The organism is Pseudomonas fragariae (ex Marin et al. 2024), from assembly GCF_059621105.1.
In genome coordinates this window covers 1,578,514-1,602,971 of the sequence record NZ_CM184369.1, presented here as the reverse complement: position 1 = coordinate 1,602,971, position 24,458 = coordinate 1,578,514, and the positions used below count along the sequence as shown (strand labels likewise).

14 protein-coding genes are annotated in these 24,458 nt (G+C 59.9%); 4 read left to right on the top strand and 10 right to left on the bottom strand.

Going from position 1 to position 24,458, the window contains the following annotated elements:
• The first annotated feature begins 286 nt into the window (after positions 1 to 286).
• Positions 287 to 6,259, top strand: a complete 5,973-nt coding sequence (locus tag AC54XV_RS07240) for an NEL-type E3 ubiquitin ligase domain-containing protein (RefSeq protein ID WP_496718237.1) — start codon at positions 287 to 289, stop codon at positions 6,257 to 6,259.
• A 57-nt stretch (positions 6,260 to 6,316) separates the two neighbouring features.
• On the opposite strand, the gene AC54XV_RS07235 is transcribed toward AC54XV_RS07240, so the two are convergent.
• The gene (locus tag AC54XV_RS07235; protein WP_024639879.1) at positions 6,317 to 7,063 is read right to left on the bottom strand and encodes a tellurite resistance TerB family protein; all 747 of its coding nucleotides are present in this window, start codon (positions 7,061 to 7,063) and stop codon (positions 6,317 to 6,319) included.
• Positions 7,064 to 7,361: 298 nt separating this feature from the next.
• Here AC54XV_RS07235 and AC54XV_RS07230 point away from each other — a divergent pair, with 298 nt between their 5' ends.
• Positions 7,362 to 9,449 carry a response regulator gene (locus AC54XV_RS07230; RefSeq protein WP_104724441.1) on the top strand — a complete coding sequence of 696 codons (2,088 nt, stop codon included), beginning with the start codon at positions 7,362 to 7,364 and terminating at the stop codon, positions 9,447 to 9,449.
• A 63-nt stretch (positions 9,450 to 9,512) separates the two neighbouring features.
• On the opposite strand, the gene AC54XV_RS07225 is transcribed toward AC54XV_RS07230, so the two are convergent.
• From AC54XV_RS07225 to AC54XV_RS07215, 3 genes are all read right to left on the bottom strand, one after another.
• Positions 9,513 to 10,619 (bottom strand): NADH:flavin oxidoreductase/NADH oxidase, encoded by a 1,107-nt coding sequence (locus AC54XV_RS07225; protein ID WP_058398415.1) that lies wholly within the window; start codon positions 10,617 to 10,619, stop codon positions 9,513 to 9,515.
• 112 nt (positions 10,620 to 10,731) lie between these two features.
• Positions 10,732 to 12,447: a single-stranded-DNA-specific exonuclease RecJ gene (recJ, locus tag AC54XV_RS07220; RefSeq protein ID WP_011266941.1), complete on the bottom strand. Its 1,716-nt coding sequence runs from the start codon at positions 12,445 to 12,447 to the stop codon at positions 10,732 to 10,734.
• A 61-nt stretch (positions 12,448 to 12,508) separates the two neighbouring features.
• The gene (locus AC54XV_RS07215; protein ID WP_003314240.1) at positions 12,509 to 13,051 is read right to left on the bottom strand and encodes a YaeQ family protein; all 543 of its coding nucleotides are present in this window, start codon (positions 13,049 to 13,051) and stop codon (positions 12,509 to 12,511) included.
• Positions 13,052 to 13,376: 325 nt separating this feature from the next.
• Between AC54XV_RS07215 and AC54XV_RS07210 the strand changes: the two genes are divergently transcribed.
• Positions 13,377 to 14,216 (top strand): TIGR02285 family protein, encoded by an 840-nt coding sequence (locus AC54XV_RS07210; RefSeq protein ID WP_162885226.1) that lies wholly within the window; start codon positions 13,377 to 13,379, stop codon positions 14,214 to 14,216.
• Between the two features lie 171 nt (positions 14,217 to 14,387).
• On the opposite strand, the gene AC54XV_RS07205 is transcribed toward AC54XV_RS07210, so the two are convergent.
• On the bottom strand, positions 14,388 to 14,684 hold the full coding sequence (locus AC54XV_RS07205; RefSeq protein ID WP_004406361.1) for a DUF3509 domain-containing protein: 297 nt from the start codon (positions 14,682 to 14,684) through the stop codon (positions 14,388 to 14,390).
• Between the two features lie 289 nt (positions 14,685 to 14,973).
• Here AC54XV_RS07205 and AC54XV_RS07200 point away from each other — a divergent pair, with 289 nt between their 5' ends.
• On the top strand, positions 14,974 to 15,636 hold the full coding sequence (locus tag AC54XV_RS07200; RefSeq protein WP_024639877.1) for a response regulator: 663 nt from the start codon (positions 14,974 to 14,976) through the stop codon (positions 15,634 to 15,636).
• Here the strand turns inward: AC54XV_RS07200 and AC54XV_RS07195 are convergent.
• The 5 genes from AC54XV_RS07195 to dsbC form a co-directional block, all read right to left on the bottom strand.
• Positions 15,609 to 16,889, bottom strand: coding sequence for an EAL domain-containing response regulator (locus AC54XV_RS07195; RefSeq protein ID WP_496718232.1), 1,281 nt, complete (start codon positions 16,887 to 16,889; stop codon positions 15,609 to 15,611). The two genes, AC54XV_RS07200 and AC54XV_RS07195, sit on opposite strands and share 28 nt — an antisense overlap.
• A gap of 113 nt (positions 16,890 to 17,002) precedes the next feature.
• Positions 17,003 to 20,569 carry an ATP-binding protein gene (locus AC54XV_RS07190; RefSeq protein WP_496718921.1) on the bottom strand — a complete coding sequence of 1,189 codons (3,567 nt, stop codon included), beginning with the start codon at positions 20,567 to 20,569 and terminating at the stop codon, positions 17,003 to 17,005.
• Positions 20,570 to 20,752: 183 nt separating this feature from the next.
• Positions 20,753 to 22,162 (bottom strand): threonine synthase, encoded by a 1,410-nt coding sequence (thrC, locus tag AC54XV_RS07185; RefSeq protein WP_004406380.1) that lies wholly within the window; start codon positions 22,160 to 22,162, stop codon positions 20,753 to 20,755.
• A 104-nt stretch (positions 22,163 to 22,266) separates the two neighbouring features.
• Positions 22,267 to 23,571, bottom strand: a complete 1,305-nt coding sequence (locus AC54XV_RS07180) for a homoserine dehydrogenase (protein ID WP_004406381.1) — start codon at positions 23,569 to 23,571, stop codon at positions 22,267 to 22,269.
• Between the two features lie 136 nt (positions 23,572 to 23,707).
• The gene (gene dsbC / locus AC54XV_RS07175) at positions 23,708 to 24,448 is read right to left on the bottom strand and encodes a bifunctional protein-disulfide isomerase/oxidoreductase DsbC (protein WP_004406382.1); all 741 of its coding nucleotides are present in this window, start codon (positions 24,446 to 24,448) and stop codon (positions 23,708 to 23,710) included.
• Positions 24,449 to 24,458: the final 10 nt, after the last annotated feature.

Genomic DNA, 24,458 nt, shown 5'->3' with positions numbered 1-24,458 from the left:
AAGAGTTCAACGACGGCGTCGGGCCGTGTTCAAGAAGCGGACCGACGAACGGTCCAAACGGCGTGAGTATAGCCCAGCCGTCAAACGTTACATGGGTAATACAAAATGAAGTCATGGCCGCTGTCGACCGCCACTCTTTCGTCCCTCTTCATTTCTTGTCGGCCATCGCCACCACTACTTGAGCTATGACCTTCAGAAACAGCAAGAGCACATAGATAGTTAGCACTTGCACGGCAAGTCGCGGCCGTAAGCTTTGTCGCCTGTTCATTCACGACAAGGCACTTAAATGCTGGATCTATCTCCGTCGGGCAAGGCTCCTGAGCTCCCGCATCTGCAACTGATAAAAGACAAATCCCCCGAGTGGCTGCTTCAGGCAACGCCGGCAACCCATGCAACCTTGCGCAAAGCCTCGCGACGTCCGTTGCAATGGCTGGCAGGCGCCCGCAAGTCCAGCCCCGGTCAGCTCGCCGAGCTGCAGCGCCTGTATGCCGGGCACCGCGAGTACGAGCAACAGGTTCGTCCGACGCTGGACGGTCTGTCGACGCTGGAGGACTTCGCAAGGCCCCTGCTGACAGCCGCCATCAAGGATCGCTTCGGGCTGGAGGTGGACGTCGCCAACACCTGGCTGTTCCATGCCAGTCGTGCACGGGTCGACCAGTCGTTCAATACGGCATCCAGAGACCCGGTAACGCAGGCAAACACTGCCCTGAGGGCGTCGACCCAGAGCCTCCTCAAGGCTGCGCTGCAGAATTTCGAAGCCTGGGAAACCACACCGGGCGCAATGGACGCCAGCACCGGCATCAAGGCCCAGGTGTTTTCTTCCTTTGAAATCATCGGCCAACAGATCACTGGCACGTCCTTACCGATTTCCCCGACCGGCTTTGCGGCGCTGTGCCGTGAGCTGGACCTGGGCGGCCAATATCAGGCGCATATCCAGGCCGTCTTCAGCACGCCTTCGAGCCCCGACGAAACTGCAGACGCCGCGGCATCCAGACTGCGCCAGAGCTTCATGCAACTGGAAGCATCGTCGATCCGGCTGCAGTTGCAGATGGCCTCCCTGCAACAGCAGATCGGCCCGGATTTGCAAGGCGCATTACTTGAGCTTCTCGACGGCAAGCAACATGTCCGACTTGATAACAGGCCGGTCAACTGCAGCGTACTGTGCCTGGGCGATATCGAACTGACCGGTCTTCTGGTGATTGGCAAGGACCGGGATATTGCCACTCAGGCAGAAAGGATTGTGGTGTATATCCCGGATGACCCCGTTGCGCCGCTGAAGGAATACGACTCGGTCGAAGTCTTCATAAATGCGCTGCGTGAGCGGATGTTCATCAACGGCTACCTGAACTTCTTCATGCGTTTCGTACCTGCACGCCATCGAAGTGCAGTATTTGAAAAGTTGTCCGAACGCCTGTACCCCAAAGTCAAGAAAGGCGGCATTTTCGAACGTCAGTGGCTGGAGCGTGAAGCGGACCGAAACGCCCGGCTCGACCTGAGAGAAACCGTGCTGCAAGGCCCGCTGCTGGACAACCTGCATGAGCGCAAACGCGCGGCGTTGCGCGACGACGCACTGTTTCATGGTGTGCCGACTGCGGCACAGGACCAGAAGACCTTCGATGAGCGGGTGCAGTACTTCATGGACACCGCCTTCGACGTCTTGAATATCGCAGGCTTCGTCGTTCCGGTATTGGGCGAAGTGATGATGGCCGTCACCGCCATTCAGCTGGTTCACGAAGTGTATGAGGGCATGGAGAGCTGGGCCAGGGACGAGAAACGACAGGCGTTCGCCTACCTGTTCGATGTGATCGAGAACGTTGCGCTGATATCGGCCCTTGGTGCTGCGTCGACAGGCGCAGCAGGCATCCCTGCGGTACAGGCGCCCGAGTTCGTCCACCGCCTCAAGCCCGTGGATTTACCAGGCGGCACGACGCGCCTGTGGAAGCCTGATCTGACGCCCTTTGCCCATGACATCGTCCTGCCCAAGGATCTGCAGCCCGATGCCACGGGCCTGTACACCTGGCAAGGCAAACAATGGTTGCCACTTGAAGGACGCATCTATTCCGTCAGTCCTGCCACGACCGGGAACGGCTACCTGATCGAGCACCCGACCCGCGCGGGCAGCTATCGGCCCGCCTTGCGACACAACGGCGCCGGAGCATGGCTGCATGAGCTCGATCAGCCGCTGGAGATGGAAGGCCTGACCTTGTTTCGACGGCTGGGCTATTCCAGCGATACGTTTTCCGACAGCACCGCCAGGCGCATCGTCAACGTCAGCAACACGCCTGAATCGGTGATGCGCGAGGCGCTGGCCGATCAGCGTCGCCCTCCGGCATTGCTTGAGGACACGGCGCGCCGTTTCAGGCTGGACCAGGAGATCGAGCATTTCATCGAGCAGCTCGAAGCCAACGATATAAACGCGGCGGCACCGCTTCAACTGGAGCTGTTGAGCCAGGACCGTGGCTGGCCGGGCAATCGCGCGCTGGTCCTGGTGGATGCCGAGGGCCATACGCTTCAGACATTCGCTCCGGCCTCTCATCCGGTGGCGGCTGACAGCCTCGACATCACGGTGCGTGCCGACCAGCCGGATGCCCTGCGCCAGGTGCTGGAACAGCTCGGCAACAACGAAATACGCACCCTGCTCAACGAAGAGTTCGGCGCGGGTCAGCTCGGCATGTCACCGCGACTGATCACACTACGGGCGCAATTGGCGGCACGCGCCCGAGCCACCCGAGGCTGGCTGTTCGAATCCCGTTACCGCGCATTGAGCGTCGCCGAGGCTGATGGAGTGCAGACCCTGCAGAAGGCATTTCCTGGCCTGCCGCCGTTGGTTGCCGAGGAACTGGCCAGCCACGCTTTGCCGGCAGAGCGGCTGCAACTGACGATGGAGCGCCGGGTGCCGCTGCCCGTTGCCGAAGAGGCCAGCGCCTATCTACAACAGGTAAGGCTGGCGCGGGCCTATGAAGGGCTTTATCTGACCTCGGTCTCCAGCGCCGATACCGACTGTCTTGCGTTGCACAGCCTTGAAGCCCTGCCGCAATGGCCTGCACAGGTCAGGCTGGAGGTCCATGACCGGTATTTCGGTGGCCGGCTGATCGACAGCATCGGTCTCGAGGATGCGCCTGTGCGCAAAGTACTGATCAAGGACGGTAATCGTTACGAGGCCCGTGACGCTGATGACCAGCACCTGCACGGGCTGGACGATCTGTACTCGTCCGTGCTGCACGCCCTGCCCGATGCCGAACGCAACCAGTTGGGCTTTGCCCACACCGGGCAGGGTCAGGCGCTGGCAGCGCTGATCCAGGACAATCCCCTGCCCCGCCAGAAACTCGCGCCATTGCTGAACATGCAGGCGATCAAGCCAGGCTCGAAATCCCCCATGCGCCTGGCCGATGGTCGCCTTGGCTACCCATTAAGCGGCGGTGGCAGGGTCGACTGGCACATGACCGACGAGAGCCTGCTGGACAAGATCCGCATGCTTGAGCTGGAGGACGCGTTTCCCGAAGAGATCCTCGGCCGCCTGCGCCACACTGGCTGGGACAACAGAACCATCGATGCGCGACTCAACGACCTGCTGCACGAGCAAATGCTGTTGCGCGCAAGTCTCGACGCGTGGGCCTATGAATCCGTGTCAATGCCGCCCATGACTCAGGCTCATATGGACAGTCGCATGCGCATCAACGAAGCGATCTGGAACCACTGGCGCCTCAACAACCTGCCCGAGATAGGACGGACGCTTGAGCCGCTAAGCCTGCAACATGTCTCGCTGAGTGACTTTCCGCACCATCTGCCGGACTTCGTCTTCAATCGCGTTACCGCGCTGCACCTGGAAAACATATCGGTCGAGCCCAGAGCACGCCCCGGTGCAATTGACCTGACGCCTGCCGGCATAAACCTGCCCCGGCAGTCGACCAACAGCGCCGAACTTGGAGCCTTCCTGCAACGTTTCCCGCATACCCGCGCACTGAACCTGATCAGTGAGCCAGCCGCCGGACTGGCCCCCGAGACCTCGGTCTTTCTCAACCTGCCTCAGCAAGTGTCCCGTGTGCTGCCCCAACTGACCGAACTGGCGCTGATCAACCAGGAGATTTTTCTGGATCAGGCGCAGATGGACCACCTGCGCAGCATGCCGGGCCTCAGGATGCTGAACCTCAGTGGCAATCGACTGGTCAGTGTGCTGCCCATGGACCTGAGCTGGCTGCACCTTGATCGGCTGGTGCTGGAGCGGGTTGGCATGAACCGCTGGCCGTCCTGGCTGACCGACATCATTCCGAACAACATTCGCGAGCTGTCGGTGGCTCACAACAACCTGACGGAACTGCCCGGGTGGATCCTTGACAATCCTCCCAGCCCTGAGCACCGGACCTTGATTGACTTGCGCGGCAATATCCTGTCCCGACACACCGCAATACACGCACGTATCAATGAAGCGGTAGCCGGCAGTTCCTTCAGTTTTGTCATGGACACTCCGGTTGCCGTGCAGGCCGCTGTAAACAGGCAACTGAACGAAGGTGCCGAATTATTTGCCGCCGTTGATCAATGGACGCATGCCTCCGGCTCGATGGCCGTACCGAGCGAGCAGACCATCGAATCACGCCAGCAGATCGGCAGGATACTGATCGATCACTGGCGAAATTTCAGCCTGGGGCAGCTCCATAGCCCCCTGCGCCTTGCAGACATCGCATTGATCGACTTTCCGCGACAGCTGCCTGATTTCTTTTATCGCCAGGTACGCTATCTGCACCTGAGCCGAATCACCGGCACGGCCTCTGATCTCGATCAACTGTTGCGCCGCATGACTGATCTGACCTCACTGGAAATAAGCGGACATGTCGCCCCCCTGCTGCAACTGCCACCGGCGCTGCTTGAGCTTCGATCACTTCGTTCGCTATCGCTGATGGATCAGGGAATGCTGATAGAGCAACAGCACATCGATTTCTTCAGCCGGATTGCGACGCTTGAACGACTGGAGCTGGATGGCAACCGGATAGGCGCCATCAGCGACCTGACCAGCCTCAGTGGCACTGCACTCAACTGGCTGTCACTGAACAATGCCGGACTGGTCGAATGGCCAGCCTGGACAGAGAGCATGGTTCCAGCGCAAATCAGGACACTCTTGCTGGAGGGTAATCTGATCAGCGAATTGCCAGAGCACATACTCGCCAATCCCGGCAGCGAGTTTGCGCACACGGAAATAAGCCTGCTGAACAATCCGCTTTCCGAAGACACCATGCGGCAGGCGCATTTTTCAGAGCGTTATGGACGTTCTTTCACCTTCGACATGGACCTGCCGCCCGAGCTCAGCGCGATGGACTGGACGGAAAACCATGACTCGGACTCATCGTATTCCGAGTACCTGTCCTCAGAGGAGAGCCGGGCATCGACTCCGGAACCCGTCACCGTCGAGCCCTGGCTGGACGACAGCAACCCGTTGAGCGCCGGGCGGCGCGAGATCTGGGAGCAGTTGGAGGCCCGCGAGCAGACCCGCAACCTGCTCGACCTGATCGATTCGCTGCGTCACAGCGCCGATTATCGCAACATCACCAGCCGTGCAGCGCTGCGCGAGCGCGTCTGGCGGGTATTGGTCACGGTGAGTCAGGACCCGCAACTCGGACTGACCCTCAACGCTATTGCCGAAGAACCGCTCAGGCTGTTTCGTGACAACCACACCTGCCCGGACGGCATCCTTCTGGAGTTCAACCAGATGGAAGTGCTGGTGTTCATCCGGCAGTCGTTGCAGGACGTCGTCGCGGAGCAGCGCGGTGCGCTGTTGTATCGGCTGACCGTCCGGCTGTATCGCCTGTCCGAGCTGGATACCGCAGCCCGCGAACAGACCGGCAGCCGTGATGAAGCCGAGGTACGTCTGGCGTATCGCACGCACTGGGCCAGCGCGCTGGACTTGCCCGTGCCGCCGGAAGGCATGCTGTACCAGGCCCACGCCGCCATCAGGCCGGGGGAATTCGACGCGGCACTGCTTCGCGTGCAAAACGGCGAACGCGGCGAGCCCTTCCTGCGTTTTGCCCAGCAGCAGGATTACTGGATCAGTTACCTGCGCGAAATCCATGCTGGACGCTTCGAAGCACTCGAACGCACCTACAGGACTGAACTGAACCAACTCACCGACGAGTTCGAGCAACGCAATATCAGCCTCGACGACCCGGAATACGAAGGACGGATTCAAGAGTTCGAAGCCAGGTTCAAGGAGCAGCAGACAGCACTGATCAGGGAGCTGACCAACGCCGAAGGAATGGAACATCACTGATCGAGCGGGTTGCCTGACACAAGGCGTGTCAGGCAACCCGCTGCTGGAAGCGCCAGTTCACTGAGCGTTCCGCACCTGGCCTTCAAGCTCGGTCTTGAGGCCGGGTTCCAGCTTCAACTGACGCGCCAACTCATCGAGGTAGGCGCGTTCCATGAAGTGCTCTTCATCCACCAGCATCACACTGGCGATGTACATCTCCGCCGCCATTTCCGGCGTGGTCGCGGCCCGGGCCACCTCTGCCGGGTCCAGCGGCTTGTTCAGCTCGGCGTGAAGCCACTGCTGAAGTGAATGATCACTGTCCAGCTTGGTGAACTCACCTTCGATCAGTTCGCGCTCACGCTCATCGACATGACCATCTGCCTTTGCCGCGGCGACCAGTGCACGCAGGATTGCCTGGCTATGCTGCTCGGCTTCAGCCTCGGGCAGCCGGTCGATGGTTTGCGGTTCGCGCTGAGCGGCGAGCCCCTGACTGGCCTGCCAGTTGTTGTAAGCCTTGTAAGCCAACACCCCCAGCGCCGCCAAGCCTCCGTAGGTCAACGCCTTGCCGCCCATCCCGCGTGTGCGTTTGCCACGCAGAAGGCTCATGGCACCTGCGGCCAGCGCACCACCACCTGCGCCGGACAACAGACCACCCAGCCCATTCTGGGAAGCGCCCTGCCCTTTACCACCGCCAAGCAGGCTGCCGAGGCCATTGATCAGTGAATCGCCGCCCGACGATTGCTTGCCGGATTTGCCTTTGTTCTTGTCCTGCAACATGCTTTGTCCGGACTTGAGCAATTGATCGAGTAAACCACGCGTATTCACAGGAAGCCTCCTACAAGGTTTGTCAGATGAGTGATTGACCAACAAGTTGAAGAGAAGTCACTGCCAGGCCCTTACCGGTGTGCTTCCGGATGTTACGGAGTTGCACCGATACCCGTTCGTCAATCTGCCCCGCTTATCGGCGAAATGCGTGCAACCGGCGCCTGTGGCAAAGAGTCAATAAGGACAGGCTGCAGGTAAAGTCAGGTATGCAGCCCCTTTCCTGGACTGATCGAACACACATCCATATTCATATGAATGCCACTGCCCCTCCATGCAGATTTTCAGGAGTTTGTCCCAAGTGATATCGCCCACTGGTTTCCCGACCGCCAACGGCAAGGCCGCCGGGATTATCCGATCCAGGGACTGGAGCCAGACTTCACTCGGACCGATCGAGCACTGGCCGGTATCGCTGAAAAACACCCTGAATCTGATCCTCAATTCCCCGGAGTCCATGTACCTGCTCTGGGGGCCGGATCTGGTGTTTTTCCACAATGACGCCTATACGCCGATTCTCGGCCCGCGCAAGGACAACGCTATCGGCGCACTCATTCCGGATCTGTGGGCTGACGTCTGGGATCAGGTCGCGCCGCTGGTGATCGATGCGTTTGCCGGCAAGCCCTGCCGCTACACGGATATGCCGCTGACCATGGCACGCTACGGCGAGGTCGAACAGACATGGTGGTCATTTTCGTTTTCACCGGTAATCGACGAATACGGCGTGGTTGTCGGCATGTTCTGCATCACCAACGAAACCACCGCGCATGTCCTCAACCAGCAGGCGCTGCAGGATAGCGAACGCAAACGCCTGAAACTGATCGATGACCTGGTCAGCCTGGAACGACAGCAGACCGCCAGGCTGGAGCAACGCACGCTGGAGCTGGACACGTTTTGGGAGATATCTCCGGACCCGCTGGCGATACTCGATTTCAACGGTATCTTTCTGCGGGTAAACCCGGCCTGGACAGCGCTGCTGGGCCACCCGGAACACGAGCTGCTGGGCACCTCCATCATGACCCTGCTGCATCCGGATGATGTCAGCGGCACCCAGAATGCTCTGAAACACACCATCAACCATGTGCTGCCGCTGTTTGAAAATCGTTATCAGCACGTCGACGGCAGCTATCACTGGTTCGGCTGGACCGCGGCACCCGGCAATGGAATCATTTTTGCGCTGGGCAAACACCTGACCCACGAAAAGGACCGCATCAAGGCACTGCGTATCGCCGAAGAGGCCTTGATTCAATCGCAGAAAATGGAAGCGGTCGGGCAATTGACCGGCGGTCTGGCTCATGACTTCAACAACCTGCTGATGGGCGTGACCGGCAACATGGAGCTGCTCCTGTCGAGGATCAGACAGGAACGCTTCACAGAGCTGGACCGCTACATCAACGCCGCACTGGAAGGTTCGCGACGCGCGGCATCCCTGACACATCGACTGCTGGCATTTTCGCGCCGTCAGACACTGGCGCCCAAGGCTACCGATATCGACCTGCTGGTCGCGGGCATGGACGAGCTGATCCGACGCACCGTAGGTCCGGCCATCGATATGCAGGTCAATGCCTCACGCGGGCTGTGGGCGACCCTGGTTGACCCGCATCAACTGGAAAATTCACTGCTCAACCTGTGCATCAACGCCAAGGACGCCATGCCCGATGGCGGAAAGCTGCTGATCCAGACGGGCAACCGTCACCTGACTGCAGTCACGGCGACCCGGTATCAGTTGCCTGCAGGCCGCTATGTGGAACTGTCCGTCAGCGACTCCGGCACGGGCATGAGCAACGACGTCATGGCGAGGGCCTTCGACCCGTTCTTCACCACCAAACCGACAGGCATGGGCACCGGACTGGGGTTGTCGATGATTTACGGTTTTGCACGGCAGTCAGGTGGCGGCGTCTACATCACGTCAAAGGTTGGCGAGGGTTCGAAAGTCAGCATTCTGCTGCCGATGCACGAAGGCGAAGCTGAAACAGTGGCCTTCGATGACAGCCCGCTGCAAGTCCCCGCCTCCAGCACCGGCGACGAAACCATTCTGGTGGTCGATGACGAGCCCGCCGTGCGCTTGCTCATCACGGAGTTGCTCGAAGACCTTGGCTATATTGTTTTGCAGGCTGAACGAGGCGCCGATGCGCTGACCATTCTGCAGTCCAAGGCGGCCATCGACCTGCTGATCACCGACGTCGGTCTGCCGGGCGGCATGAACGGTCGGCAGGTCGCAGACGCGGCGCGGGATGTCCGGCCCGACCTGAAAATCCTGTTTGTGACCGGTTATGCTGAAAACGCCGCGTTGGCGCATGACACGCTGGAGCCGGGCATGCACGTGCTGCCCAAGCCCTTTGCGATTGCCGAACTGATTGGCCGCGTCACCGAGCTGCTGGAAGGCGAGTAACAAAAAATGAGCGCCCTACGGCGCTCATTTTTCGGGTATTGCTATCCGTGAGCCGACTGGCGATCAGTCGCGCAGATCTGACTCATGAATCGGCTGATCACGGTGTGTGGCGCGCTGGTACTGCGCAGGCCAGGTTGCCAGGCGCCCACCCAGGTCTTCATCGGCACGCAGCGGCCAGTACGGATCACGCAGCAGCTCACGCGCCAGCAGGATGATATCGGCCTGCCCGGTGCGCAGAATGTGCTCTGCCTGCGCCGGATCGGTAATCATGCCCACCGTGCCCGTTGCGATCTCGGACTCCTTGCGAACCCGCTCGGCAAAGCGCGTCTGGTAGCCTGGGCCGACCGGAATTTCCGCCTTGGCTGACGTACCGCCCGACGATACATCGATCAGATCGGTCCCGATGGCTTTCAAGCGACGCGCCAGCTCGACCGTTTCATCGGCGTTCCAGCCGTCTTCCACCCAGTCGGTGGCGGACACGCGAACGAACACTGGCAGCTCTGCAGGCCACACCGCACGCACGGCTTCGGTGACTTGCAGCGTCAGGCGAATGCGGTTCTCGAATGAACCGCCATACTCGTCGGTGCGCTGGTTGCTCAGGGGCGACAGGAACTGATGCAGCAAATAGCCATGGGCAGCGTGGATTTCCACGACTTTGAAGCCTGCCTCCAGGGCACGCCGTGCGGAATCGACAAACGCCTTGATCAACTCCTGGATCTGCGTCTCGCTCAATTGCACAGGGGCAGTGTGCTGCGGATCGAAGGCGATCGCCGAAGGCCCGACCGGCGTCCAGCCACCTTCATTGAGGGAAATACTGCCGTGCTTGCCAAGCCACGGGCGCCAGGTGCTGGCCTTGCGGCCGGCATGCGCCAGCTGGACGCCGGCAACCGCGCCCTGAGCGTTGATAAAGCGGGTGATACGTTGCAGCGGTTCGATCTGCTCGTCATTCCACAGCCCGAGGTCTTCGGGAGTGATGCGGCCGTCCGGCGTCACCGCCATTGCTTCGGTGATGACCAGGCCGGCACCGCCGACAGCACGACTGCCCAAGTGAACCAGGTGCCAGTCGTTGGCCAGGCCGTCGACACTGGAATACTGGCACATCGGCGATACGGCAATGCGATTGCGAAGGGTCAATTGACGCAGGGTATAGGGTTCAAGCAGCAGGCTCATGGCAACCTCTCGTAATAAAAATTCAGGTGTCCAGGTTCCGTTCATTCAAAGAACAGGTTTGACAGACCGTGTAGTGTCGACACCCCGTTAGCGAGAGGGGTTCCTGCTATCGTCAGCGTGGCGCGATATGCACCACCATCAATTGCACGGTTTCGTTACCGCGAAACTCGTTGAGATCGAGTTTGTAGGCCAGCTCGACCCAGCGGATATTCGGATTGGGCCAGATATCCCGGTCAACGCCGAACGCAATGCCATCGAGCTTGACGCTGCCGCACTCGGTCTTGAGCACCATCTTCAAATGACGCTCGCCCACCACCCGTTGCTCGACCAGCTGAAACACGCCGTGGAACAAAGGCTCCGGGAAGTGCTGCCCCCAGGGACCGGCATTGCGCAGTGCACGGGCCAGTTCCAGATGAAACTCCTCGACGGCCAGCGAGCCGTCGGACAGCAGACGCCCGGTCAGGTCCTGCTCATCGAGCTGACGACGCACCTCCTGGTCGAACGCTGCGGCAAATGCCGGGAAGTTCTCTTCAGGCAGCGAGAGACCTGCCGCCATCGCGTGGCCGCCGAACTTGCTGATCAGGTGCGGATGACTGGCCGCCACGGCGTCCAGCGCGTCGCGAATGTGAAACCCTGGCACCGAGCGGGCCGAGCCTTTGAGCACGCCCTCCCCGGCGCTGGCGAACGCGATGGTCGGGCGGTGGTAACGCTCCTTGAGACGCGAAGCGAGGATGCCGATGACACCCTGGTGCCATTCGGCATCGAACAGGCAGAGGCCAAACGGCATCGACTCCAGCGGCAGGTCCTTGAGCTGCGCGAGTGCTTCACGCTGCATGCCCTGCTCGATGGATTTGCGATCCTGGTTCAATTCGTCCAGCTGCACGGCCATTTCCCGCGCCAGTGTCGGGTCGTCGCAGAGCAGGCATTCGATGCCCAGGCTCATGTCATCCAGGCGCCCTGCCGCGTTCAGGCGTGGCCCGAGAATGAACCCCAGGTCGGTGGAGGTGATGCGCGAAGGTTCACGTCGTGCAACTTCGAGAATGGCGCGCAGCCCCGGTCTGGCACGCCCGGCACGGATACGCATCAGCCCCTGATGGACCAGAATGCGGTTGTTGGCGTCCAGCGGCACCACATCGGCCACACTGCCCAGCGCGACCAAATCCAGAAGCTCGCCCAGATTGGGCTGGGCACGCTGATTGCTCTCGAACCAGCCGGTCTCGCGCAGACGCGCCCGCAAGGCCATCAGTACGTAGAAAATGACCCCGACACCGGCCAGCGACTTGCTGGGAAAGGTACAGCCTGGCTGATTCGGGTTGACGATGGCGTCTGCGGCCGGAAGCTCATGCCCAGGCAAATGGTGATCGGTCACCAGTACCTGCAAGCCGGCCGCCTTGGCCGCTGCTACACCCTCGACGCTCGAAATGCCGTTATCCACGGTGATCAACAGCTGAGGTTCGCGCTGCAATGCCACTTCGACGATTTCCGGCGTAAGGCCGTAGCCATATTCAAACCGGTTGGGCACCAGATAATCCACATGCACTGCGCCCAGCAGACGCAGTCCCAGAACACCCACGGTGCTGGCGGTCGCGCCATCGGCGTCGAAATCGCCGACGATCAACATGCGCTGGCCCTCGCGCAGCGCAGTGACCAGCAGGTCTACCGCTGCATCGATCCCCTTGAGTTGCTGATAGGGGATCAGCCGCGCCAGGCTTTTGTCCAGTTCGGCCTCGCAGGCCACACCTCGTGCTGCGTACAGACGAGTGAGCAAGGGCGGCAGGTCGCCAAGGAACGGCAAGGTGTCGGGCAATGGACGAGGTTCGATGCGCATGCGGGTCAGCTGATTCTCTGTGCAGTGTCGATGAATGTTTTTCGAACGGAACCGGCGGCTGTCAGCCGCGCTCGCCCGCAAGCCATTGCAACTGGACCTCGTGCTGGCCACGGTCGTCAGTGACGAACACCGTCCCTTCACTGATCATCACATCCCACTTGATGACCCGCGGCATGTCTTTGGCCAGCACTTCCAGCACTTCCTGCGGGACGGCGGCGATATTGACGTTTTTCAGGTTCTTGATCGCCGGGATGACCTTGCCTTCCCAGACGCGCAAGCTGCCATAGGCCAGCAGGCTGGTGCGTTCGGTACGGCGCGAGCACCAGGTCAGTCGGTCGGCATCCGGCTGCCCCACTTCGATCCAGTGCAGAACCCGGTCATCCAGGCTTTTTTCCCACAGTGCGGGTTCGTCCACATCTGACAGGCCACGACCGAACGACAACTGTTCGTTGTACCAGAAGGCATAGGCCAGCAGACGCACAGTCATGCGCTCTTCGGTTTCCGAAGGATGGCGGGCAATGGTCTGCTTGACGCTCTCGTACACGCCGCGATCAAGGTCGGTGAGATTGAGTTCGAATTTGTAGGTCGTGGACGGCTGGGCCATGAACGGGCTTCTAGAGTCTGGAGGGAAGACGGCAAGTCTACCCGATGCCGGGCCTGTGAACGAACTTGCTCGCGCAAGGGTGTGTTTGCCCCCCATTTGCAGGACGAACAAAAATCGATAGTTTGAAACAAATTTCTGATACATATCTGTGCTAAAGACGATCTGCAGCGAGCGCCCGGACTCCCAACCGGGGCACCTGAATGTGACGCCACTGGCGCAGCGCCATTCAAAGAGCTGCCAACCCTACCTCAGACCGTTGAACCCTTTTCGAGGATGACACCCGCGAATGCCCCTTCCTGCCTCGTACTGCACAACGGCTCGATTGATGCTCGCCCTGTCGCTGGCTGCCACGTCGTGCGCCAGCCAGGCCAGGGAGACGCTGACCTGGCTGATGCGCGACATCCCCCCTTCGACGATTTTTTCCGGTGCCATGCGCGGGCAAGGTGCAATTGATCAGCTCATGCCATTGCTGACTGCGCAAATGCCCGAATACGATCACGTGCTGATGCGGGTCAACCGCGCCAGGGCTCTGCAAATGCTGAGCGACGAGACGTCTCTCAATTGTGATCCCACCATGCTGTGGACGGCAGAAAGAGCCAGAACCCTGCTTTTTTCCATACCGATCGGTGCGGTACTGAGCAGCGGTCTGATTGTACGCAAGGAGGAGATGTCGAAGTTCGAGCCCTACGTAGAAGACGGAAAAATCGACGTGGCGGCGTTGATGGCCAGCCGGAAGATCAAATTGGGCATCGTTGCCGAACGCAGCTATGGAGAAGTGATCGACCACACGTTGCACGACGTCGATGAAGACGTCCTTGTGCCGCACTACGGTAACGATGCCGTCGGCAGCCTGCTGCAAATGGAGCGTCTGGAGCGTCTGCAGGCCTTTATCAGCTTCTGGCCGGAAGCGCGCTATCACGCCATGCAACAAGGCATAAGGCCCGAGGAGCTGGCCTTCTTGCCGATCAAGGGCAACCCTGCATACCAGTTCGTCTATGTCAGTTGCAGCAACTCACCCAAAGGCCAGCAGGCCATTGCGCTGATCAACCGCGAGATGCGCGTGCTGCGCGAAACCAGCCTGATGGGCTTTTATGCGCAGTGGCTGGAACCCGCGCAACGGGCCAGCTACCTGGAGGACGTCAAGGCGCTGCTGGACAAGGAATGAGCGGACAAAAGAAACCCCGGGCAGAGGGGGACCTGCTCGGGGTAAACATGACCATGCTGGTCAGTACGTCAGCCCTTGATCACCGGAGCACAATGATCAAGTCTGACGTAATGGATAGGAGTGCATAGAACCCGTCAGGTTCCAGAATCGTTGTCGCCGGTTAAGCAACTGTTAAGCAAATGATGGGGTGCCGACAAACGTGCGACTGATTGCAGCATTGCGCATGGCAGCGATGACACAGGGTTCGATTCGACCCTCGGCAACCATCAGATCGCGGCGCAGGCCGTCTACCACGTCGGTGAGCTGACGCTTGTCGCTCAGCTGATCAGCGCCGAATGCGCGCTCGATCACACAGGTGCCCGCTTTATCTTTCAGAGTCACCAGACGTTCGCCCCGAGAACCGGCCGGGCCAATACTGGCCTGATAGGGAGCCAGCGCTTCGCTTAGCAGTAAGCTGATATTTTCCATCCGGATCACCACTCAACAGTTTGAATGCAAAGGTGCTAACCAATGACCATCGGCGACAGCAGAAAGTTCTTTCTATCGCCAGATCGCAGCACCTGTCTGTCATTTCGAGCATGCCTGTTGAATGTGACAAGGAAAAAACCGGACGCCGATGACAACAGAAAGTCAGCTTGTAGGAAGAATCCAACATAATTCCGCTACACGTCCTACAAGGTGCCTATGCTCTTGATCACTGCGTTAAACACCTCTATCGCATGCAATACCCGTATAGCCTTTTTCACGGAGCCACCTCTTGAGCGATTCCGCTGATCGCCCGTTGCGGGTCATCGTGGCTGATGACCACCCGATTTTTCTCATCGGCCTGCGGGTCGTACTGGAGCAGAACAATCTGGCCAGCGTCGTCGCCGAGGCCTGCAATCCGGACGAACTGCTTCAGGTACTCGAACGCCACGCCTGCGATGTGCTGGTGACTGACTTCATGATGCCCGTTGAACGGCAGAACGATGGCCTGCGTCTGCTGCAGCGCATCCGCCGGGACTTTCCGGCGCTGCCGGTGATCGTTGTCACGACCCTGAGCAATGCCGGACTGTTTCAGTCCATGCTCGACCTGGATGTCCGGGGTCTGTTGAGCAAGGCCAGCCTTGCCGGAGAACTGCCTGCTGCCATCCAGGGGGTCAGGCGCGGTGAGCTTTTCGTCGCCCAATCCGTACGCAGGGTACTCAGAGAGGCCCGGCAGCACGGACACGACACACTTGTGCCGGCAGATCGCTTGTCGCCGCGGGAACTTGAGGTGTTACGCCTGCTCTCGGCCGGCCATACGGTTGGCCAGATCGCTGCGCAACTCAATCGCAGCAAACAGACCGTCAGCGCCCAGAAAGTCGCCGCCATGCGCAAGCTCGGACTGGCCAATGACGCAGCCCTGTTCATTTATTTGCAGGAAAGCGGCATGTCCTGAGGCCGGTCGTCCTTCGAAACGGCGTGCAGGTGGCTGCTATCATGCTCAGCCATCCAGCGCATGAACGCCGAGGCAGGCATCGGGCGCGCAATGAAATACCCTTGAATGGCCGGATCGCCCAACGCCAGCAGACTGTGGACGTCTTCAATCGTCTCGACCCCTTCAACCACGACCGACATCGACAGCCGCTGCGCCATGAGCAAGGCACCGGCCACTACCGCCGATTTACGCGCGTCGTCGGCCATGCCGCGCACGAACTCGGTCGGTATTTTCAGTTCGCTGAAAGGTAATTGCAGAAGCCGGTCCATATTCGAAGCGCCCATGCCAAAGTCATCGATGGACAACTTGCAACCCTGCATGCACAACCTCAGCAGGCCTTCGAGCTGCCAGGTTTCCGGCCGTGCGGCGTCCTGCTCGATAATTTCCAGGGTCAGCGCGGTGGCCGGCACGCCATGACGGGCAAGCGCCTGCGTGATCTGCTCGGCGAAATCCAGTTGTTGCAGCACTTGTGGATCAATGTTGACGGCAACCGACAGCGGCTCGCCCTGCTCGCGCATGACCTGCGCAGAGAACTGCAGGGCCTGATCCAGCACCCGCCAGGTCAACGCAACGGTCAGCCCTTCAGCCTCGATGGCCTCGATGAATCGCCCGGGGGCCAGCAGGCCATACACCGGATGCTGCCAGCGAACCAACGCTTCGGCCCCCAGCAACTCGCCCTGCAGACTGACCTTGGGTTGAAAATAGGTGATCCATTGTTCGGCAATGGACGCCACGTCTATCGGTCCGCTGCCTGTCGGGTCAAACAATTCGATGGCGGAAAGAGCTCTGAACGCGCTGCCCGGCGATGCCTGCTCTATACAGTCCGAGCGGCCAGGCCCATAGGCCTCGAGCAACTCGTACAACGCCCCGGCGGAAGCAGGTTTCTGCACATACCCCAGAACATTCAGACCTTGGGCGAGCGCCAGCTGCGCGGCCCCTTCCAGCACGCAGGCGGCGGAACAGCTGACAATGATCAGCGCTCGCGCCAGGCCGTTCTCAGCCATGAAGCGGATCAGTTCCAGACCATCAGGCCCTTCCATCTGCAAGTCGCAGATCGCGATGTCGACAGGGCCGCGGCTTTGCAGCGAAAGCCTGGCGACCTCGACGCTGTCGGCCACCAGCACATCGAACACTTGATTGGCGTTGAGCATCTGATGCAGAGCCATCAGCTGGAAGGGATGGTCTTCGAGAATCAGAACCTTGAGTGAGTGCACGATCACGCCTGCGGAGTCAGAGCCATCGGCCCGGGATAGCATTAACTGTAGCTCGTCCCGCAGACCCGCCCCATAGGACATGTCCTAAACACGCCACAGGTTTTCCGCAGGATTCAAGCGCCTGGCACCGCGGTCTCGGGCACGGCCACCAGTTGCAATTCGATATCCGCGCGCAGACCGGTCATGGCCACTTCCAGTACCTGCCAGCGTTCGGCCAGCCTGGCTGCGCTCTGCAGCCGTACACTGTCGTCCAGCGCGGCACACGCCTTGGCGAGCGGCACTGCATCGACCAGACTCGCCGCGCCCTTGAGCCGATGCAGACAGGCGCCCAGGGTCTTCCAGTCATTGGCCGACACTGCGGGCTCCAGCAACGCGTGCTCATGCCTGAGGTTCTTCCATAACTCGCTCAGCAACCGTTGCATTTGTTGCGGGTTGGCCTGAGTCATGGCTTGCAGCGTGCCGATGTCGAACGTCGGCTCGCGTACCCGATCCGCCAGCTCTTGGGCCAGACGCGCCAGCGACAGCGGCTTGATCAGCAGGCCGTCCATGCCTGCCTGCTCGCAACGTGCCGCCTCGTCACTCATCGCGTTGGCGGTACAGCCAATCACCGGGCAGCGCTGACGCTGCTCTTTCTCTTCGATCTGGCGAATGGCCTGGGTCAACGCGTAGCCGCTGATACCCGGCATATTGCAATCGGTGATGATCGCATCGAACGCCCCTTCACACCAATTCGACAACGCCGCCTTGCCATCTTCGACAGCCGTTACCTGATGGCCAAGAAACTCCAGCTGGCGGGTCAATACCAGGCGATTGGCGGACATGTCATCGACCACCAACAGATGAAGACTACGCGTGTCGACAGGCGCATCCGTCACATCGTCCGCTGGCAAAACCGGCTCGCTCACCCTGGTCAACGGCAGGTCGATGGTAACCAGGGTCCCCTTGCCCGGCTCGCTGTGCAGGCTGATATCGCCCTTCATCAGCGCCACCAGTTGCCGGGTGATGCTCAACCCCAGCCCGCTGCCCCCGTAGTGTGCGGCCGTGTCGTCGTTCGCCTGAGTGAAAGGTTGAAATACCTGCTGCTGACGCTGCGGATCGATACCTTCGCCACTGTCCTGGATACCAATGCGCACATGCGTGGAGTCAGGCGAATCGCTGGTCACATCGAGCCTCACGACCACCGCACCTTGACGGGTGAACTTCAAGGCGTTGCCCAGCACATTGTGCAACACCTGACGCAACCTCAAGGGATCCAGCCAGTAGTCGCCGCGCGCCTGCGCGGAGAGTTCCAGGCGTAGCTCCACCCCCTTTTCCCGAGCCTGTGCGGAAAAAAGCTCGATCACACCGTCGAAAAGCCCTTGCAGGGAGGTGACAGCCAGTGACAACTGCATGCCGCCCGCTTCGATTCTGGCCAGATCAAGACTTTCGCCAATCAGCGCGACCAGCTCCGTAGCCGAGCGGTGAGCCACTTGCAGGCCTTGCGACGGCATCGTGCCCAAGCGCAAGGCCTGTTCGCATTCCAGTTCCAGCAAGCCAATGATTGCCCCCATCGGCGTACGAATTTCATGGCTCATGCTGGCCAGAAAAGCGCTTTTTGCCTCGTTGGCCTGAGCGGCGAGACGCGTGGCTTCCTGAAGCTGCTGTTCCAGTTGCTTGCGTTCGGTGATATCGATCCAGCCGCCGAGCAGCCCCTGCAGCTGACCATCGGCGGCGAAGAAAGGCACCGTCCATTGCCAGACATCCATACGTTTGCCAGGCAGTTCGATGGTGCGATCGGAAAAGACCGGCTGATGATTTTCCAGCAGATTGAGGTAATCGGTATGCATCTGCTCGGCCAACGCACGCGGAATCAGATTGACGTCCGTGAGGCGTCGGCCATTCATCTGTTCGAAACTGATGCCCAGACTCTGCTCGTAGCTGCGGTTGCAGGAAATCAGGCGCCCTTTGAGATCGCGCACATAGATCGGATTGGGGATACCGTCGAGCAGCGCGTGCTTGAAGGCCAGTTGATCATTGAGCTGTCTTTGCGCCCTTTGCCGCTGGCGAATCTGCACCTTGAGGCGACTGCTCCAGGCCAGCGACACAAGCCCGGTCAGCAGCGCCAGGGACACCACCCAGAATACCCACGGCGGTATGCGCGCCCAGAGCGACGGCTGAGGCAGCGCCGATCCCAGCCACTTCAGACGGATCGAGCGCAATTCGGCCACCGGGAACTCCTCCAGCGCCTTGTTCAGAATCCCCAGCAGTTCGGGCTGGGTCTTGATCACTGAAAATCTGTCGGGTGACCATTGACCTTCAACACTTCTGGCGACCTTCAATTCTCCGGACGGAAACAGGTAGGCCCCCACTTCATTCTGAATGGTCGCGTCGGCAGCACCACTTTCCACCAGCGCGCGAGCCTGATCATAGGTATTGACCAGCCGCAGCTGGATCAAGGGGTGTTCGCGCCTGATCAGGTCTTCGAGCGCATGCCTGGCCGGCAGTGCCAGTACTTTCCCGGCCAGACTGTCGAGCGATATGCGGGACGAGTGGTCGGAGCGCACCACGAACATCCAGCTATTGCCGCCGAACGAATAGGTAAAGTCCAGAAACCTTCGGCGCTCGGTATTTTCCGCGAGCGTGGTGTTCATGTCGGCCTGGCCGGCGCGCAGCACGTCGATGCTCTGCTGCGTGGAAAGTGACTCCTGATGGACGAACTGCAAGCCGGTCATGCGCGAGATACGTGACAGCACATCTGCGTTCAACCCTACCCAGTGGCCGTTATTGTCTTTGTAGATATACGGTGGGTGCTGCACGGTCGCGATGGTCACACTCGGATGCTTGAGCAGCCAGCGTCGCTCGGCACTGGTGAGGCGAATACGTTGTCCTTCCACGTCGGCGCCCAGCCCCATGGTCCAGCGGCCGAGCACTTCACGACTGGTCGAAGGTGCGATGCTGTCCAGGGCCCGATTGATGAAGGTCAGCAAGCGCTGCTCGTCATCCCTGACCGCAAAGGAAAACCCCACCGGGGGCAGACGACTTTCGAATTTGATCTGCAAACCGAGATAGGGCCGCAGGGCAGTGTAGGTACGGACGATGACTTCGTTACCGATGAACACGTCTACTTCACCCTGACTCAGGGCTTCCAGAGCACTGTAGAGGTTAGGCGCAATAATGATCTGGCTGTCAGGATAAATGCGGTGCAGCACGTCCGAATCGGCATAGCCATCAAGCAGTACGACCTTCTTGCCGGCCAGGCTCGACGACGGGCTCAGATCGTTGCCGCGGCCAACCACGACCGATCGATCGGGCATGTACTCGGTTGAGAAGGACAGTCCTTTCACACCCCGTTCGAAACCATTGGCACTGGTCAGCAGATCTATCTTGCCGTCGCGCAGCGCCTCGATAGCCTCGTCACGCTTGGCAAAACCGGTGACCTGCACCGGGAGGTTCAACTGGTCGCTGACCAGCCCCAGGTAGTCGGCACTGATGCCCTGATAACGGTTGCGGTCACTGGTGATGTCGATCGGTTCGTAGTCTGCGATCGCAATGCCGACCTGAAGCACCTTGCGCTGGTCGAGCCAGGCCCGGTCCTGATCTTCGAGAACCATATCCGCTGAAGCCACAAAAGGAGCTGTCAGTGAAAACGGCAAGCTTTGCGCCGCATTGGCTGCCCCGGCAAAAACCAGCGCCAGCAACATCCACACCCGGCGCCATGCGCGGCATCTCGATGTGCTGCCTGTCTCCCTGACTACGCTTTGCATACTTGCCTGCTTCACTACGAATGACCCGACTCTATGGTTCGAAAAACCAGCGAAGTTTGGCACGTAGAAACAGAAAGGCCCGCCAGATGGCGGGCCTAAAGTTGTTACACAACGCTTCTGTCAGAGCGGTTTGCCGCGATTGCCGTGCTGGCTGACAAACGCCTGTATGGCTTTCAGGTCATTTGGCAGAACCGTACAGCGCTCGTCGCGCTCGAACAAATCAGACAAATGTGCAGGTAGTTCAAGCGCTTTTCCTACACCGGCTTTCTCAACCGCTTCCGGAAACTTGACCGGATGCGCGGTGCCCAGAATCACCATCGGCGTGTCCAGACTGCGCCGGCATTCACGCGCAGCCTTCACCCCGATAGCGGTATGCGGGTCGAGCAACTCGCCAGTGCTGGCGAACACTTCGGCGATGGTCGTGCAGGTGTCCTCGTCACTGACTGCCAGCGAATCGAACAGTTTGCGGGTCTCGGTCCAGCGCTCTTCCTCGACGCTGAAACCGCCACCCTGGCGGAACGTGCTCATCAACTCGGCAATGGCAGCGCCGTTGCGACCGTGCATGTCGAACAGCAGGCGCTCGAAGTTGGACGACACCATGATGTCCATGGAAGGCGACAGCGTGGCGTGCAGGGTTTCCTTGACGTACTGATTGCCGCTCATGAAGCGGTGCAGGATGTCGTTGCGGTTGGTGGCAACGATCAACTGATTGATCGGCAGGCCCATATTGCGCGCCAGATAACCGGCAAAGATATCGCCGAAATTACCGGTCGGTACCGAGAACGATACCGAACGCGCAGGTCCGCCCAACTGCAGCGACGCGTGGAAGTAGTAGACGATCTGAGCCATGATCCGCGCCCAGTTGATCGAGTTGACCGCGACCAGAGGAGTGCCCTTCAGGAAGCTCTGATCAGCGAAGCTGGCCTTGACCATTTCCTGGCAGTCGTCGAAGTTGCCTTCGACTGCGATGTTATGAATGTTGTCGCCGAAGAGCGTGGTCATCTGCCGACGTTGTACATCGGACACCCGGTTGTTCGGGTGCAGGATGAAGATGTCGACGTTGTCGCAGCGACGGCAGCCTTCGATGGCCGCAGAACCGGTGTCGCCCGAGGTCGCGCCGATGATCACGACACGCTGGCCACGCTTGGCCAGAATATAGTCGAGCAGGCGGCCGAGCAGTTGCAGTGCGAAGTCCTTGAACGCCAGCGTCGGGCCATGGAACAGTTCGAGTACCCACTCGTTGCCATGCAGCTGGCGCAGCGGCGCAACAGCGCTATGGGCAAACACGCCGTAGGTCTCTTCGAGAATCTTTTTGAAGTCGGCATCCGGGATGCTGCCCGCCACGAAGGGGCGCATCACCCGGAAGGCGAGTTCGTGATAAGGCAGACCTGCCCAGGAAGCGATCTCTTCCTGCGTGAAGCGCGGCAGGTTTTCCGGCACGTAGAGGCCACCATCGCTGGCCAGACCAGTCAACAGCACGTCTTCGAAATTCAATGCAGGCGCTTGCCCGCGAGTACTGATATAGCGCATGGGATCAAACCTTCGGTTCGAGCTGCAAGCCGCAAGCTGCAAGCTGCAAGTCCAAAACGATCGGCGTCTGACTTGTAGCTTGTAGCTGACCGCTTGCCGCTGCCTTAATTAAGATGTTCGACGCGAATACGGACTACCGGGCCCACCACATCCTGCAACGCTTCCAGGGCCTGGATGGCGTCATTGATACGCTGCTCCACTACCCGGTGGGTCAACAGGATCATCGGCACCAGGCCATCATGTTCTTCGACATCCTTTTGCATGATCGATTCGATGTTGATGCCGCGCTCGGACAGGATGCTCGCGACCTGAGCCAGCACGCCCGGGTGATCCTTGGCCTGAATGCGCAGGTAGTAGGCGCTTTCGCAGGCTTCGATCGGCAGAATCGGGTGGGCGGACAACGAATCGGGCTGGAAGGCCAGATGAGGGACCCGGTTTTCCGGATCGGAGGTCATCGCACGGACCACATCGACCAGATCGGCCACCACCGAAGACGCGGTAGGCTCCATACCGGCACCCGCGCCGTAAAACAGCGTCGAGCCGGACGCATCGCCATTGACCATCACGGCGTTCATGACGCCGTTGACGTTGGCGATCAGGCGATCGGCCGGGATCAGGGTCGGGTGTACACGCAGTTCGATGCCTTGAGCCGTGCTGCGTGCAACGCCCAGGTGCTTGATGCGATAGCCCAGTGCTTCGGCATAGTTGACGTCTGCAGTGGTCAGTTTGGTAATGCCTTCGGTGTAGGCCTTGTCGAACTGCAGCGGTATGCCGAAGGCAATGGAGGCCAGAATCGTCAGTTTGTGCGCCGCGTCGATACCTTCAACGTCGAAGGTCGGATCGGCTTCGGCATAACCCAGGGCCTGAGCTTCGGCCAGAACATCGGCAAAGGTACGGCCCTTCTCGCGCATTTCGGTGAGGATGAAGTTGCCGGTGCCGTTGATGATGCCCGCAACCCAGTTGATACGGTTCGCCGACAGGCCTTCACGAATGGCCTTGATGACCGGGATGCCACCGGCAACCGCTGCTTCAAAAGCGACGATCACGCCCTTCTCACGCGCCTTGGCGAAGATTTCGTTGCCATGCACCGCGATCAGCGCCTTGTTGGCGGTCACCACGTGCTTGCCGTTTTCGATGGCCTTGAGGACCAGCTCGCGGGCGACGGTATAGCCGCCGATCAATTCTACGACGATGTCGATTTCAGGGTTGGTCGCAATGGCAAACACATCGCTGGTGGTCGGCGTACCGGTAATCTGGCAATTGGGATTTGCTGTACGAACCGCAATTTGCGCCACTTCGATTCCACGCCCGGCACGGCGGGCAATCTCCTCGGCGTTACGCTGAAGTACGTTGAAGGTACCGCCACCGACAGTACCCAGCCCACATATGCCTACTTTGACCGGTTTCACTGATGAACTCCCCGAAAAACAGCCGAACCTGAATCGGCTGTGGAAAAACTGCCGCATGGCGCCATGCGGCTGAAATTTTGACGACACTTCGGCCACTTGCCCCCTGTTTGCACAAGGCGCGCCTGAAAACACCGGTTTATTTGGCGCTCAATGCCAGCTTGGCAACCTGAGCCGCAGGCTGATAACCCGGAATCACCTGACCGTCAGCGAGGACAATCGCAGGCGTGCCGTTGACGCCGATCGACTGACCGAGCTCATATTGCTTGCTGACCGGATTGTCGCATTTGGCGGCCTTGATGTCCTTGCCATCGACCATACGGTCCATCGCACCCTTGCGATCCTTGGAACACCACACGGCCTGCAACTGCTCGTCACCCGGAGAACCAAGCCCCTGACGCGGGAATGCCAGGTAACGGACTTCGACACCCATCTTGTTCAGCTGGCCGACTTCTTCGTGCAGCTTGTGGCAATACGGGCAGGTCGTGTCGGTGAATACGGTGATGTGCGACTTGGTCTCGCCCACCGCCGGGTAGATCACCATCTCGGACGCAGGAATGGCGTTGATGGTCTTGGAAATGGCCAGACGTTCGGTCTTCTCGGTCAGGTTGACCGGCTTGCCGTTCTGCACCTGAAACAGATAACCCTGAACCACAAACTGACCGTCGGCGCTGGCGTACAGGACGCGGCCGCCCTTGAGCTTCACTTCATAGAGGCCATTGAGCGGGCTCGGCGAGATACTCTCGACCGGCAGCTGCAATTCCAGCGAGTCGAGCGTCTTGCGGATAGCCTGATCGGGGGCTGCATCAGCCAGGGCAGACATACTGAAGGTGCCGGCCAGCATCAAAGCCGCGGCAGCGAAAATCTGTGGCAAACGCATGAAAACTCCT

Excerpts from the sequence above, each read along its gene's own strand:
- AC54XV_RS07240 (WP_496718237.1), top strand. The coding sequence starts at position 287 with ATGCTGGATCTATCTCCGTCGGGCAAGGCTCCTGAGCTCCCGCATCTG.
- AC54XV_RS07225 (WP_058398415.1), bottom strand. The coding sequence starts at position 10,619 with ATGAGCCTGCTGCTTGAACCCTATACCCTGCGTCAATTGACCCTTCGC.
- recJ (WP_011266941.1), bottom strand. The coding sequence starts at position 12,447 with ATGCGCATCGAACCTCGTCCATTGCCCGACACCTTGCCGTTCCTTGGC.
- AC54XV_RS07215 (WP_003314240.1), bottom strand. The coding sequence starts at position 13,051 with ATGGCCCAGCCGTCCACGACCTACAAATTCGAACTCAATCTCACCGAC.
- AC54XV_RS07210 (WP_162885226.1), top strand. The coding sequence starts at position 13,377 with ATGCTCGCCCTGTCGCTGGCTGCCACGTCGTGCGCCAGCCAGGCCAGG.
- AC54XV_RS07205 (WP_004406361.1), bottom strand. The coding sequence starts at position 14,684 with ATGGAAAATATCAGCTTACTGCTAAGCGAAGCGCTGGCTCCCTATCAG.
- AC54XV_RS07190 (WP_496718921.1), bottom strand. The coding sequence starts at position 20,569 with ATGTTGCTGGCGCTGGTTTTTGCCGGGGCAGCCAATGCGGCGCAAAGC.
- thrC (WP_004406380.1), bottom strand. The coding sequence starts at position 22,162 with ATGCGCTATATCAGTACTCGCGGGCAAGCGCCTGCATTGAATTTCGAA.
- dsbC (WP_004406382.1), bottom strand. The coding sequence starts at position 24,448 with ATGCGTTTGCCACAGATTTTCGCTGCCGCGGCTTTGATGCTGGCCGGC.